This window comes from Bacteroidales bacterium (genome assembly GCA_035342335.1).
GTDB lineage: Bacteria > Bacteroidota > Bacteroidia > Bacteroidales > JAGONC01 > JAGONC01.
This window is the reverse complement of record DAOQWY010000003.1, coordinates 124,310-138,422: the sequence shown is the minus strand read 5'-3', so window position 1 is coordinate 138,422 and position 14,113 is coordinate 124,310. Positions and strand designations below refer to the sequence as shown.

The following is a 14,113-nucleotide window of genomic DNA, read 5'->3' as shown; positions in this document are numbered from 1 at the left end:
GATATTGTGACTCATCTTCTTTTTAAGTAACGTTTCAGTTCAGAATAATAGTTCTCATGGGGACCAAACATGATCAGTTCTAATAATTCAGGAGTATAGCTGTAAGCTAACAGATATAACGTCTTATTAATATGAAATTTATAAATAAGGACCATTCTGAGGTCTCCTTTTTTTTGTTCTCCTGTAAAAGGATTTCTAAGAATATTCCTGATGGCATCATCCAGCTGAGCTTTCTGACGATCATTCAGTTTCTTGACCTTTCTTTCAAATAAACCTGATTGAATGATTTTCATCCGGATTCATTCAATTGATATTCACTAAATTCACCGGCCCTGATATCCTCCAATCCCAGCAGGATTTCCTTAATCAATTTGAAACTCAATTCGGGATTTTCTTCAGCAATCTGCCCAATCTTGGCCCAGTATTCAATTTGTCCGGTCAATGAACGATTCTCAACTTTACTGACTTTTCTGGCTGATTTGATGAGGTCATCCGATATTCTTACAGCTGTTGGCATAAATCATGAATTAAATTGCAAAATTAATACAATTTGCAATTAAATGCAATTAAAAGTTGTAAATTGTTTTAAAATTATTTCTCCCAGAAGACCTTGCCGGAATTCACATCCCTCGAATTGCCTCCCACCATGATCACGAATTCTCCAGGTTCCCAGTCATAGACCAGGTCATAGTTGTAAAATTTCAGATCCTCAGGAGTGATCCGGAAGGTAACCGTTTTTGTTTCTCCGGCTTTGATGAAAACTTTCTGAAATCCCTTCAGCTCTTTCACAGGCCGGGTGATACTGCCCACCAGGTCCTGAATATAAAGCTGCACAACTTCAGAACCATCGTAATTACCCGTGTTGGTTATGTCGATGCTTGCTGTCAATGTCTGGTTCCCTGAAAGCGGCGTTTTATCCAGGACCAGGTCATCGTAGGAAAACCGCGTAAAACTCAGTCCAAATCCAAAAGGATAAAGCGGTTCGTTGGTGACATCTACGTAATTGGAACGGTATTTCTGGTACCACTCCCCTTCGGCGAGCGGGCGGCCTGTACTCTTGTGATTGTAATAAAGCGGTATCTGACCGATATTTTGCGGGAAAGTCACCGGCAGCTTTCCGGAGGGATTGACCTCCCCGAAGATCACGTCGGCAATGGCATTGCCAGCCTGGGTACCTCCAAACCACACATTCAGGATGGCCGTTAGGTGCTCCTGTTCCCATGTCAACGTCAACGGTCTGCCAGTGAAAAGTACCAGAACGACAGGTTTTCCGGTTTCCAGCAAGGCCTTCAGCAGTTGCCGCTGGCTTCCCGGTAATGAGATATCCGAACGGCAGGAGCTCTCACCGCTCATTTCAGCAGCCTCTCCCATGACAGCGACGATGGCGTCGCAAGAGGAAGCCAGATCAACGGCTTCTTTCCTTAATTCTTCAGGAGTACGGGTGGGATCAACTCCCGGGGGACCGGAATTGATCCAGCGGTCCAACCGGGGATCATCCACGATGTTGCTTCCTTTGACGTAAACAACCTCGGCCCTGCTTCCAACAGCACTTCTGAACCCTTCGAGGACGGTGACGGATTCACGGTGATCCACAGCAACGCTCCACATGCCTGCCATATTCTCCCTGTTGTCGGCCAGCGGCCCGATCAAAGCGATCTTCCCTTTTTTCTCCAGGGGCAGGAGCTGATCTTCGTTCTTGAGCAATACAAAGGTCCGAGCGGCTGTTTCCCTTGCTATACGGGTATGCTCTTCGGTCGCAATATCCTTTCCGGGACGGTTCAGATCACAGTACCGGTAAGGATCATCGAATAATCCAAGTTTATACTTGGTTTCCAGGATGCGACGACACGCCTGGTCGATCTGCGCTTCAGTCACTTTTCCTTCCTTCAGTGATCTCAACAATGTGGTCAGGAAACCTTCTCCCACCATATCCATGTCAACGCCGGCTCTTAATGCCAGGGCTGACACAGCCTGCAGATCACCCATCCCGTGTGCGATCATTTCGTTAATGGCCGTGTAATCGGTGACAACAAAACCATCAAATCCCCACTGATCACGCAGTACATCCGTCATCAGCCACTTGTTCCCTGTAGCTGGAATCCCGTCGACTTCATTGAAGGAGGTCATCACACTGCCAACACCGGCCCTGACAGCTGCCTGATAGGGAGGCAGGTATTCATTGAACATCCTTATCCTGCTCATATCGGCGGTGTTGTAGTCCCTTCCGGCCTCCGCAGCACCATAAAGGGCGTAATGTTTGACACAGGCCAGGATCGTATTCTCCTTCATCAAATCATCGGCCTGGTATCCACGGACATAGGCCTCTGCTACGCGTGAGCCAAGAAAGGGGTCCTCTCCTGCCCCTTCCGCAATGCGTCCCCAGCGCGGGTCACGGGCAATGTCGACCATCGGAGAGAAGGTCCAGCAAATGCCATCAGCACTGGCTTCCACCGCAGCAACGCGTGCACTCCGCTCGATCAGCTCCGGATCAAAGCTGGCAGCCAGCCCCAATGGAATGGGAAAGGTGGTCTGGTATCCGTGGATGACATCCATCCCAAAAATGAGCGGTATTCCCAGCCGGCTTTCTTCCACGGCTACCCTCTGGACCTCGCGGATCTTCTCCACCGATTTGATGTTCAACAGCCCGCCAACCTGGCCTGATTTTACCTTCATTCCAATGTTGGAACTTGAGGCCTGACCCGTGGTGATGTCACCGGCAGCCGGCAGGTTCAGCTGACCGAGCTTCTCTTCCAGGGTCATTTTTCTCATCAATTCATCAATAAAAAAACGCATCTGCAGGTCAGCAGAAATCTCATTCTTCTGACTGTAACAAACCAGAAAGCTTAACAAAATGAGTGCTGTCAAAAACAAGGGTCTTGATTTCATATAATTTTCATTAGTTGATCAACGCGGGTCGAATTGCTGTTTGCCATAGCCTATAACCATTTGCATTCATATGTAACATGTCCTCCAGAAAAAGTGCAGAATCCGGATAGTATTCGTCGTTCAGCATAGCACCCCAGATATTCACAAAACTCGCATTCGGTTGTAAATCAATAAATTCATGAATAAATTGATTTGCTTCCAAAAATTTGTTGGAAAGGTGCCAGCGACTCGGACTGGGTTTCATGGAGATATAGGTGATCGTTGCATCCGGGAGTTTCAACCGGATCATGTTGAAAAGGCTAATAAACCTGATAGCAACTGTTTTGGGAGAAATGGTGTCGCTGGAAGCAAGGTCGTTCTCACCACAGTAAACGACAACCTGCCTTGGTGAATAGGGAAAGATAATGTCAGCGGCATAATGAACCAGATCAGAAAGGGTTGATCCGCCAAATCCCCGGTTAATAATGTTAAATTCAGGGAAGTAGTCCTGCACATCCTGCCAGAGCGTGAAGGAAGAACTTCCTACAAACAGGATGGCATGCATCGGTGGCGGATGTACCTGGTCCGTTTCCTTAAAATTAAGGATGTCGGCTGCAAAAGGATACTCCATATCCTGGGCATTTCCCATGAAATACCCAAAAATCAGGAGAGTGGCCAGAGCTGTTCTTTTTTTTAACATATTGAATAATAATCTTTTATAATCACTCCGATTTGATCACCGGGTACCGGTTGCTTATTCCATTCTCATTGATAGCTTCGATCGTAAAATAATATGTTTTTTCAGCATCCATGGTCTTGAGCCAGTACTCGTTGACACCGTGAACCAAAATGCAATTGTACAATTTATCAGGTTCAGTGCCCATATAGATATTGTATGCATAGGCGTTGAACCCGGGGCTCCATTTCAGCCAGGCACTGCGTCTGTCCTTTTTTGTCCTGAGCACCAGGAATTCCCCGACAGCTTCCGGCTTGGATCCCTGGCCGTGGCCAAAGATACGTAATCCGCTGATGGCAAATTTTCCCGTGGGCATCTGGATGTTGATCATTTTTATATAACGGGTTTTGACAGGCTTTTTCAGTTCAATGTAATCGTGGGGCACATCGGTTTTATTCTTGCTTTTATCAACGATCAGATTCCACCTTTTTCCATCTTCCGACTCAAAGATGACATACCGGTGAAACACATTTCTGGATTTGCCAATAAATTCAGCGTCCTGGTCGGCATAATTGATCTGGATGGCGTACACGGTTGAGAGTGAGCCAAGGTCCGACTGGATCCATTCGCCGTCGTTGCTGCTCGCAGCAGACCAGTAGGTTTTGATATCTTCATCCACGGCGAAATTGGCTTCATACTTCCCATAGGTTGAAGAAACGGTGACTGGTTTCTGGTAATTGAGAAGCATCCAGCCCGTGAAGCGGCCCTGTAAATGATCTTCCTCCCCCGACGGCAGATAGGCCGGGTAATCGCCAAAGGCCGTATTGCAATACATCACGCCATCTGAATCGAATCCTGCAGGCCAGAGGCCGATCCGGCGTTCAAAGTTGTTCTTGACGGAAATGGCGATGGTCGAAACGTGCCAGTAGTTCCCCCAGTTGTCCTGGAAAGTGGAACCGTGACCTGCCGCGCGTGCAAATCCACCGGGTTTGAAGCTGAAGGGCATTGATTGGGGCTCAAAAGGGCCGAGAGGTGCATCACCCACCAGCACTCCATCGGCATAACCGCTGAACTCTGTCCCCGGGGCGCCATACTGGAGATAATATTTCCCGTTATGTTTGGTCATCCAGGCTCCTTCGATGAACGGATCGAGGAAGGTATTGTCCATGTGCTCGCCAAAACGCTGCCAGCCGTACCGCCAGGGTTCGAGGATGTACATCTCCCTCCTTGCTGTCAGGGGCTGCAGAGTCCTGCGGTCCAGTTCAACACCATAAATGGGGTACTGGTTGCTGCTTCCGTTGTACATATAGAACCGGCCGTCGTCATCAGTAAAGAATGCAGGATCCCAGCCACCAATAGCAAAGGAATCCACCAGTGGGCGCCAGTCATCGGTCTTTGGGTTGGTGCTCATCCAGATCGTAAATCCGCTGGTGTAGGTGGATCCGAACACCAGCATGGTATCTCCGATGATCCCTGCAGCCGGGGCGCAGAGCTCGTCGTATCCTTCGTTCCACGGCCGCAGGAATTTCCGGGGGATGAAGTTCCATTTGACCAGATCACTGCTCCACCAGTATCCCCATTGGTTAGTGGAAAATAAGAAATAATCATTCTGATAACGAACGATGACCGGATCGGCTGTGGTACGGTGCCGTCCCCAATCTGAAATGTTTGGTATGGGAGTGTAACCGTAGTCGATGTTCACCGGATTGCAATAGGTTTTTTGCTGGGCGGTCATACTTACAGGGATAAGAAGAAATAAACACAGGGTGAAGCAGAGTCCGGTTCTTTTCATAATTCATTATTTTATGGTATAGTGAAAGAAAGCAATAGTTGTAAAGTCCGAAGGATATCTCCCCTATGCTGATGAGAACACGACCTGATTTCTTTTCGGATCAAATCTAACCAGGCGGTGGCGGCCCTGCCTTTAATGCTTGAGCTTGTCTTCTTCCATGATACCACCGGACCGATATTGGTGACCTGAGCTGAGGTGACCTGTATTGAACAAAACAGGGTACATAAAATAATGAATGAAATGAAAGGTAACGGCAGATTCATTGGAATGACAGGGATTTCATGTCGTTTTTAAACGTCAAATATAAGTAATGATTTACTTGTCGGAGTATGAAGCAAACGTATTGAGATTATTTTATTTTAACAAATCCTTCACTGCATTCGGGATGACGAGCACATTTTTATAAAAACTTCTACCTTTACGCCGTGACTCCAGTCCAGCCATTATGTCGGCCGCTTTAGCCTTTTCAAATAAAAAGTTTCCGTGTTGACTCTACTATCACCAAAGGAATTATCATGGAAAAAATGAAAGCAGTCGTATATAACAAAAAAGCCCGTCCTGATAAACTGGTCTATGGAGATGTGGATAAACCGGTGCCCGGAGAAAATGAGGTCCTGATAAAAATACATTCTGTCTCACTGAACGCTGCAGATTATCGTTCGATGAAAATGGGGATCATTCCAAAAAGGAGAATATTTGGAGCAGATATCGCCGGACGAGTCGAATCCGTTGGTCAAAACATCTCTTTGTTCAAACCTGGGGATGAAGTCATGGGGGATCTGGCTAATTATGGCTTCGGAGGGCTGGCAGAATATGCCACAGTTCCTGGAATAGCTTTGATAATCAAGCCCGGGACGGTTTCTTTTGATGAAGCAGCTGCGATACCAATGGCAGCTCTGACCGCTCTTCAGGCGCTGCGCGATAAAAGTGGCATCAAGAAAGGACATTATGTGCTCATTGTCGGAAGTGGAGGGGGTGTCGGAACATTTGCAATTCAGCTGGCCAAATTTTATAAAGCGGAAGTAACCGGTGTGTGCAGTTCAAAGAATGTTCAACAAACATTATCCCTGGGTGCCGATCATGTGATTGATTACACCAAAGAGAACTTCACAAAAAGCAGTAAGCGATACGATCTCATTCTGGGAATTAACGGAAATTACCCGTTACTGGCCTACCGGAAAATGTTGTCTCCGGGTGGGACCTACGTCATGATCGGCGGCTCGTTGTCACAGATCTTCAAATCGCTTCTCTTTGGCCGGTTATTTTCTTTAGGATCAAAGCAAATGAAGTCCTTAATGGCCAAAGCAAACCGTAATGATCTGGCATTTCTGGGAGGGCTTCTGGAAAATGGTATCATCAAACCCGTAATTGGCCAGCGGTATCCACTTGAAAAGGCTTCAGAGGCTATGGATTACCTACGCAAGGGACACGCGAAAGGGAAAGTGGTGATCCAATTAAAATCTCCGTAATTTTACAGGTGTTAGGAATTCAGGATAAACTATCGTGTTCAGAATAAAGAAGGGATGGTAGATAGACTACAAGCAAAGCGAGCATCTAACAACAAAAAAATTTTACCTGACATGAAAAAACTGATCTCCTGTTGCGGCCTGAATTGTGCCGCGTGTGACGCGTACATTGCCACCATGGCCAATGATGATGAACTGCGCCAAAAAACTGCTGAAAAATGGAGGGTGGAATACAACGCAGAGGGCATTAACCCTGAAATGATCAATTGTACCGGCTGCAGGGAACCCGGTGTGAAAATTCCGCATTGCGAAACATGCGAAATAAGGGTATGTGCCAGGTCCAAAGGCTTTCAGACCTGTGCTGAATGTGATCAGCTTACAACGTGCTCTATCGTTGGCATTGTCCACAAATTTACACCTGAAGCACTGGAGAATCTGAAATCACTGAATTGATCCTTCTCTGATCCGAATGTATCGTACAAGGAGCGGGTCTTTCCCTCTTCTTCCTGGTTGCAGGCCTGATAATATAATTCAATGCATTATGAATAAATTGACATCCTACGGCATTTTAATTGCCCTTCTGTTATCATTTATCCCGACAGGATCCTCTGCCCAGGGCTTCCTGCATGCCGGCGGAAAATACATTTACGATGGCAACGGGAATGCAGTGATCTTAAGAGGGGTCGGGACAGGAAACTGGCTCCTTAATGAAGGCTATATGATGAAAACGGCCGATTTTGCCGGTACGCATACGCAGTTCCGCACGAAGCTGACCCAGACAATCGGAGAACAAAATACTGCGATCTATTATGAGACCTGGCTTGACAATCATTTCACGCGGAGAGATGTCGATTCCATGAAAGTATGGGGATTTAACAGCGTAAGGGTGGCCATGCACTACAAATGGTTAACGCTGCCCATTGAGGAAGAACCGGTTGCAGGACAGGACACCTGGCTCGAGGATGGATTTGTCCGGATCGACAGCCTGCTTGCCTGGTGCAGCGATAACGAGATGTATCTGATCCTGGACCTTCATGGCGCTCCGGGAGGACAGGGGCAGGACAGGAACATCTCCGATTATGATCCTGATTTTCCCTCATTGTGGGAAAGTGCCGAAAACCGGCGGAAAACTGTGGCTTTATGGCAAAAACTAGCCGAACGGTACGCCGGAGAGCCCTGGATCGGCGGATACGACCTGATCAACGAACCGAACTGGGATCTGCCCAACGGCACGCTACTGAGACAGACCTATGTGAGCATTACAAATGCCATCCGGGAAGTTGACCAGGACCATATGATCATCATCGAAGGGAACTGGTTCGCCAATGATTATACAGGATTGACCCCTCCCTGGGACGATAACATGGTCTGCAGCTTTCATAAATACTGGAACTACAACACACAGGAATCCATCCAATGGATGCTCACAATACGCAATACGCATCAGGTGCCCGTCTGGCTGGGTGAAACTGGTGAGAACTCCAATTCCTGGTTTACGGACCTGATACGACTCGCGGAACAAAACAGGATAGGCTGGTCCATGTGGCCGGTAAAAAAAGCCGGGATCAACAATGTCCTGATGGTACCCGAAAGCAATCCCTATAACAACCTGATCTCATACTGGCAGACCGGGATGCCTCCCATGACACCTGAACAGGCATTCTACGCCGTGCTGGATTGGGCCGACAATCATCGCATCGAAAACTGCACCGTGCAGCGCGACGTGATCGATGCCATGCTGCGGCAGCCTCACAGCAACTCCACCATCCCATTTAAAACACATACCATTGAGAACCCGGTCAACGTGGTGGACTATGACCTGGGTAAATGCTCGTACGCCTACTGGGATGCGGATACGGCAAACTATCGCCTGAATACAAATGTTTTCACAAACTGGAACGAGGGGTGGTCTTACCGCAATGACGGAGTGGATATCGAACGATGTTTCGACACTTATCCCGGAGGAAACGGCTATGATGTCGGATGGACCCAGGATAAGGAATGGATGCAGTATACGATCCTGAGCGACAGCGCTGCTGCCTACCAGGTGCTGTTCAGATCCGCCTCTACATATGATCCAGGAATCGTCCATTTTGAGGTCAACGGAACCGATGTCTGTCAACAGCACCTGCTTCCCCTGACGGGCGGGTGGCAGGCATGGGCATCGTCAATTGTTGAACAGGTTATCATTCCGGCTGGTGAGAACAAATTAAAATTTTATTTTGACAAAGGTGGTTCCAATGTAAGCCTTTTCCAGTTCCTCAACCCGGTTCCTGTCAGTGCTGTCCCCTTTGAATTCATTTCAGGGAAGACAAATGCTACCGGAACAGCTATTACCCTGACGCTCAATAAGCCGGTGTCATCCATCAGTAATGTTGATCACGGATTTGTGGTTCTCGTGAATGAAAACCAATCTGAGATCGATACGATGGCCATTCATCCTGAAAACCTTCATCAGTTGGTAATCCAGCTTCAAGATAAAATAAGGTACGGACAGACGATCTCTGTTTCCTATGCCGGGAATTCAGTGATCAGTGATGAACAGCTATTGCAGCATTTTTCCAATAAGCCTGTTTTCAATGACTTGCCCAGTCGTTTCATTCTGCCGGCCTTGATACAGGCAGAAGATTTCGATGTGAACGTTGGTTTCCAGCTGGAAGACTGCTCTGACATTGACGGAGGTCAGAACATTGGGTATGCCAACAACGGGGACTACCTGGACTACAATATTACCGTGCCGGCGGCCCGTGAATATTCTTTCAGGTTCCGTGTAGCCTCGCTTTACTCGAATGGTAGCATTTCCGTGCGACTAGGAGACGGAAATACATTCACGGCCCTAAAAACGATATTCTTCAAGGGCACGGGGGGCTGGCAGTCCTGGACAACCCAGGAATACTCCATGGATCTGCCCGCGGGGGACTATACGCTCAGGTTGTATTCCCTGTCAGGCGAATACAATATCAACTGGTTCGACATCAACCTGCTGGAAGGGATAAATGACATTCCCCAGCTGAAACATTTCAGGATCTTTCCCAATCCCAATGATGGTCAATTCGTAGTCGAGGCAGAGTTCAAGGAAAACACTCCCGTAACCATTGCCATGTACAATTTTCTTGGAAACCAGCTGCTGAATTACCGCATCGGTAAAACCATATCATTCAGTCAGCGGATCAATTATCTGGGTAATAAACCCGGAATATACTTTCTGAATGTAACCACAGAAATGGGGCAATTAACAAGAAAAGTCGTCATACGCTGAGTCATGCGCAGAGCCAGATATAAGCCGGCCATCACTCTGTCCCCTCTTTCTCCAGTCTCCTTAACCCTTCCCGGATTTCCCGATTCTGCATAAAAAGCTTCCAGATCAATCCCGTGCGGTAGTTTTCGATCATGACCGTCATGGGAGCCTGGTTCAGGCCCATGTAAATCTCTGAGCACCAGTTGTTAGTCAGGTTGAATGCATCCCTGAATCCGTATTCCCCCCAGAGAAAATGGCCGTAATTGAAATAATAATTCTTTAACGCCTTCATTGATTCCTCAGGTGTATAGGGAAAAGAACTGACAGCACCCGTTGGGGTCAATTTACCATGATCCTGCCAGAGTACTGGCTCATCTGCAGAATAATCATACGGACCATCGCTGGCCGTCAGCCCCCAGCCATCCTCCCCATAGCCTTTATATCCTTTGGGATTATCTAAGCAATAACGGTAATTGATCGTTGCAATATTTTGATTATTGATAAAATAATTTACGTGCAGATCAGTAATGAAATGGGGATCATAGCCCATGTACGAATAATGCGTAAAAAACAGCGGACCGCCATTGTTCACACCCACATCCAGTTTGATCCCATAGTACGTATTGCCATTTGTGTACATGGATCCATCAAGGCTCTGGCCCCACCCGCTCCGGTATTGCTGAGCTGTGATTTCCTGGCTGGCCCACCCTTTATAGTACATTTCTGCAGGTATCGGATGTGCGGGAGAAGCGATGGCTAGCAAATAGGTTACCATCGTTTCGTTCCAGCCGATCAGCCGGTGATTGATTACCCACTCCCTGTCAGGAGACCAGTGCCAGAAGAGATAGTCGCCGTCGGGATAGCGCCTGAACCAGTCCCATTCAACCTGTTGCCAGATGCGTGTGATCTTTTCCCTGATCAGCTTCTCCCGGTCATTTCCTCCTGTAAAATACTGCCTGGCAGCCAGCAATCCCTGGATCAGAAAAGAGGTCTCGACCAGGTCGGCACCATTATCCCTTTTGCCAAAAAAAGGCACGGCTTTACCTGTCGGTCCATCTATAAAATGAGGGAAAGCCCCATGAAAGGTCTCTGCTTTTTCAAGAAAGTCCAGGATTTGTTCAAAACGGGCCACAGCCTGTTCCCGTGTGATGAAATCTCTTTGGGTGCCTACCAGGAGCGCCTTGATACCAAAACCAGATGCTCCCGTTGCGATCATATCTTGCCTGCCCGGGATATTTTCCCTTGCCATTCCACTGAGAGGCTCTGCCCCTTCCCAGTAATACCTGAATGAAGCTTCCTGGACCATCGTCATAAGTTCGTCATCCGTCAGATGGAGCGTCGAAGCGATGGCCGGCAAGGAAAATCCGCTTTCCTCATAATTGTCGTTCAGGAATGTGATCATGTAAGAATACTTTTTTCCTGACACACCTGTAAAGTCAGCAAAACGGTCAATGAAGGGCCGCTGGATGCCTGCTGGCTCATAGATGTTCCCATCTTCCGACCGGTATATCTTTACCAGGTGGACAACCGGGTCGGCGACCTTCTCCCAGGCAATATCCACATGCATGGCATAACCCTTTGCCGCAACAATGACCGGAACAGAAGAAAAGATCCTGTCTTCCCTCTCTTGCAGGAATTCAACATCATCCACAAAAAGCGCGTGAGTTCCGCCGGTACCAGTGCAGGTATGGGAAAACACCAGGCCAATTGTCTTACCAGGATGGCTGGCATCGAATTCCCTGAAATGGTTCACAGGGACCAGTACCCGCTGCCATGTACCACCTTTAACCATTGGAATCTGGAAAACCTCCGACAAACTGCTGTCACTGTACATAAGCTGAACCTGCGGGAGATCTTTCTCCAGCAGGTCTTCAGAGGCGCTGAAGATCCAGAAAGATAAATATACAGGTTGTTTAAAGTTATCCATTCCTCTTCTGGCAGGATAAAAAACGGATGCTGTCCAGCTCCCGCCGACAGCATCCTGATAGTGCAATTCAAGTGCATTCTCCGGGGTATGGAAGAACGCCTCACTCACAGGGATCCTTCCATCGTTGTTTTTTACCGATGAGCCATCTCTGAAGGAAACATGGGTGTAGAAATGATCCCCTGGCATGGCGCTGTTTGCAAAGAAGCTGTAGGTGTATTCGCATTCCTGTGCGCTGGACAGGAGCGAGATACAGAGATAAATCAAGAGAAAATATTTCCTGAGCATGTATTCATTTTTTATATCATCAATCGGTAATCGGTAATCGGCAATCATAGTGTCATCCACGGGCTCTTAAACCCAAGCTTTTTCAATCCGTTCTGCACATCCGGGATCTGCATGAACAGCTTCCAGAGCAGCCCTGTGCGGTAGTTTTCGATCATCACAACGATTGGTCCCTGGTCGATGGCCAGGTGGCTCTTTGCCTACCAGTCAAGGCTTTCGCTGAAGCCGTCCACAAAACCATATTCGGTCCAGATCTTTTCCCCGAGGTCATAATAGAAATGTCTTAGCGCCTGCATCGAATATTCCGGAGTATAAGGGAAGGATGACAGTGCCGCAGTTGGCTGGATGACTCCGAAGTCTACTTCCGGGCAGTGAGCTGCATATCCTTTGTAACTGTCGCCGGCTGTCAGTCCCCAGCAATTTTCCCCATAACCCTTGAATCTCTTCGGGTTATCGATGCAATAGGCCCTGTTGATCAGGGTATGGTTGCGGGCCTGTTCAAAATAATCATTTCCCAGGGAGTCTGTCAGCCCGCGGAAATCGATGCCCATGAAGGTATAATGCTCAAAGAACAACGGGCCTCCTCCATCATAATTTCCAAGGGGAAGGGTGATCCCATAATAAGATTTGCCGTTTTTAAAGCTGCTGCTGCCTGTCCAGCTACCGTCGTACACAGCTTTTGAAATTGAATGAAATGGAGAGGATGCTGCCATGATATACGTGATCAGGCACTCGTTCCAGCCCCAGATGGGGAAGTTCATATCAAAGCCGTTGTTGGGGCTCCAGTGCCAGTAGAGTTTGTTTTCACCGTTGGTATGCCAGTTCCAGTTGGCGACATTCCACATTTTTGTGATCCGGTTCCTCAGGTAGACCTCGATCGGTTCGTTCGAACTGAAATATTCACGTACGCACAGGAATCCCATCAGCAGGTAGGAGGTTTCCACCAGGTCGGCCGCATCGTCGAGGCGGTCGAATTTGATCGTTTTTCCGGTCCTGCCGTCCATGAAATGGGGATAGATGCCATGGAAGCAGTCCGCGTTGGCCAGAAAATCAGTCATCTGGACGAGGCGGCGCAGGGCCGTATCCCTCCCGATCCATCCTCTGTCCACCGCCACGATCGTAGCCATGATTCCGAATCCGGTTCCGCCGATCGCACAGGCATCCGGTCCGAAAGGCGTCTTGCTGAAATTCGGTTCATCCCAGGCTTCGTTGATGTAATCCCAGTAATGTTCTGCCAGGACCGTGTCGCTCCGCTCCCTGGCCAGGCCGCTGACAGGGTGCGCGTAATGCCAGAAATAGCGGAATGCTTGACGCTGGATGATGTCCAGCAAGGCAGAGTCGGAAATTCCGGAGATGATGCCGGTCACAGGGATAGAATCGGCGGTGGCGACTGCCCCTCTTCCATGCACCTGTGCCGGCAACGGCAGACTGATCACAGATGCCAGGCTGACCGCTATCAGAATCCTTAATAATATCTTGCTCATATACAATGTGTTGTAATGGTTATCCTGGATGTAATGTTCCATTAAAATTACGGTTTTGTACGAAATAAACAATTTGTCATTCACTGTTTATCCCCCACGGGGAATGCAAATATCTGGATTGATCTGTTGCGGCTACAATGCTACAATACTACAATACTTGAACCGCTACGCGGTAGTGGATTTTGATTGTTGAACCGCTACGCGGTAATGTAGGAAATCAATTAACGCGATGAACTCCACCCTTTGCCTTGCCCGTAGGGCATTTAGTATTGTAAACCGCTACGCGGTGAGGGATAAAATCAATTAACGCGATGAACTCCAGCTTTTACCTTGCCCGTAGGGCATTTAGTATTGTAAACCGCTACGCGGTGAGGGATAAAATC

9 protein-coding genes and 1 pseudogene are annotated in these 14,113 nt (G+C 48.0%); 3 read left to right on the top strand and 7 right to left on the bottom strand.

Going from position 1 to position 14,113, the window contains the following annotated elements; all coding sequences use genetic code 11:
* Nucleotides 1-11 precede the first annotated feature (11 nt).
* The 5 genes from PKI34_02635 to PKI34_02615 form a co-directional block, all read right to left on the bottom strand.
* Nucleotides 12-293: a type II toxin-antitoxin system RelE/ParE family toxin gene (locus PKI34_02635; protein ID HNS16701.1), complete on the bottom strand. Its 282-nt coding sequence runs from the start codon at nt 291-293 to the stop codon at nt 12-14.
* Nucleotides 290-517 (bottom strand): ParD-like family protein, encoded by a 228-nt coding sequence (locus PKI34_02630; protein HNS16700.1) that lies wholly within the window; start codon nt 515-517, stop codon nt 290-292. The genes PKI34_02635 and PKI34_02630 overlap by 4 nt, the downstream gene beginning before the upstream one ends.
* A 74-nt stretch (nt 518-591) precedes the next feature.
* Complete coding sequence (gene bglX / locus PKI34_02625) at nt 592-2,886, bottom strand: beta-glucosidase BglX (protein HNS16699.1); 2,295 nt, start codon at nt 2,884-2,886, stop codon at nt 592-594.
* A 10-nt stretch (nt 2,887-2,896) separates the two neighbouring features.
* Nucleotides 2,897-3,565 (bottom strand): GDSL-type esterase/lipase family protein, encoded by a 669-nt coding sequence (locus PKI34_02620; GenBank protein ID HNS16698.1) that lies wholly within the window; start codon nt 3,563-3,565, stop codon nt 2,897-2,899.
* Between the two features lie 22 nt (nt 3,566-3,587).
* Nucleotides 3,588-5,333: a family 43 glycosylhydrolase gene (locus tag PKI34_02615; protein ID HNS16697.1), complete on the bottom strand. Its 1,746-nt coding sequence runs from the start codon at nt 5,331-5,333 to the stop codon at nt 3,588-3,590.
* 515 nt (nt 5,334-5,848) lie between these two features.
* Between PKI34_02615 and PKI34_02610 the strand changes: the two genes are divergently transcribed.
* The 3 genes from PKI34_02610 (at nt 5,849) to PKI34_02600 (ending at nt 10,058) form a co-directional block, all read left to right on the top strand.
* The gene (locus tag PKI34_02610; protein HNS16696.1) at nt 5,849-6,802 is read left to right on the top strand and encodes an NAD(P)-dependent alcohol dehydrogenase; all 954 of its coding nucleotides are present in this window, start codon (nt 5,849-5,851) and stop codon (nt 6,800-6,802) included.
* Nucleotides 6,803-6,913: 111 nt separating this feature from the next.
* The gene (locus PKI34_02605; GenBank protein HNS16695.1) at nt 6,914-7,252 is read left to right on the top strand and encodes a DUF3795 domain-containing protein; all 339 of its coding nucleotides are present in this window, start codon (nt 6,914-6,916) and stop codon (nt 7,250-7,252) included.
* Nucleotides 7,253-7,340: 88 nt separating this feature from the next.
* Nucleotides 7,341-10,058: a carbohydrate-binding protein gene (locus PKI34_02600; protein ID HNS16694.1), complete on the top strand. Its 2,718-nt coding sequence runs from the start codon at nt 7,341-7,343 to the stop codon at nt 10,056-10,058.
* A 31-nt stretch (nt 10,059-10,089) separates the two neighbouring features.
* On the opposite strand, the gene PKI34_02595 is transcribed toward PKI34_02600, so the two are convergent.
* Entirely contained in the window at nt 10,090-12,249 is a 2,160-nt protein-coding gene (locus PKI34_02595) for a glucoamylase family protein (protein HNS16693.1), read from the bottom strand.
* Nucleotides 12,250-12,293: 44 nt separating this feature from the next.
* Nucleotides 12,294-13,007: pseudogene (locus tag PKI34_02590) on the bottom strand (glucoamylase family protein).
* Nucleotides 13,008-14,113: the final 1,106 nt, after the last annotated feature.

Coding starts and splice junctions, on each gene's coding strand:
- PKI34_02635 (HNS16701.1), bottom strand. CDS start 293: ATGAAAATCATTCAATCAGGTTTATTTGAAAGAAAGGTCAAGAAACTG.
- PKI34_02630 (HNS16700.1), bottom strand. CDS start 517: ATGCCAACAGCTGTAAGAATATCGGATGACCTCATCAAATCAGCCAGA.
- bglX (HNS16699.1), bottom strand. CDS start 2,886: ATGAAATCAAGACCCTTGTTTTTGACAGCACTCATTTTGTTAAGCTTT.
- PKI34_02620 (HNS16698.1), bottom strand. CDS start 3,565: ATGTTAAAAAAAAGAACAGCTCTGGCCACTCTCCTGATTTTTGGGTAT.
- PKI34_02615 (HNS16697.1), bottom strand. CDS start 5,333: ATGAAAAGAACCGGACTCTGCTTCACCCTGTGTTTATTTCTTCTTATC.
- PKI34_02610 (HNS16696.1), top strand. CDS start 5,849: ATGGAAAAAATGAAAGCAGTCGTATATAACAAAAAAGCCCGTCCTGAT.
- PKI34_02605 (HNS16695.1), top strand. CDS start 6,914: ATGAAAAAACTGATCTCCTGTTGCGGCCTGAATTGTGCCGCGTGTGAC.
- PKI34_02600 (HNS16694.1), top strand. CDS start 7,341: ATGAATAAATTGACATCCTACGGCATTTTAATTGCCCTTCTGTTATCA.
- PKI34_02595 (HNS16693.1), bottom strand. CDS start 12,249: ATGCTCAGGAAATATTTTCTCTTGATTTATCTCTGTATCTCGCTCCTG.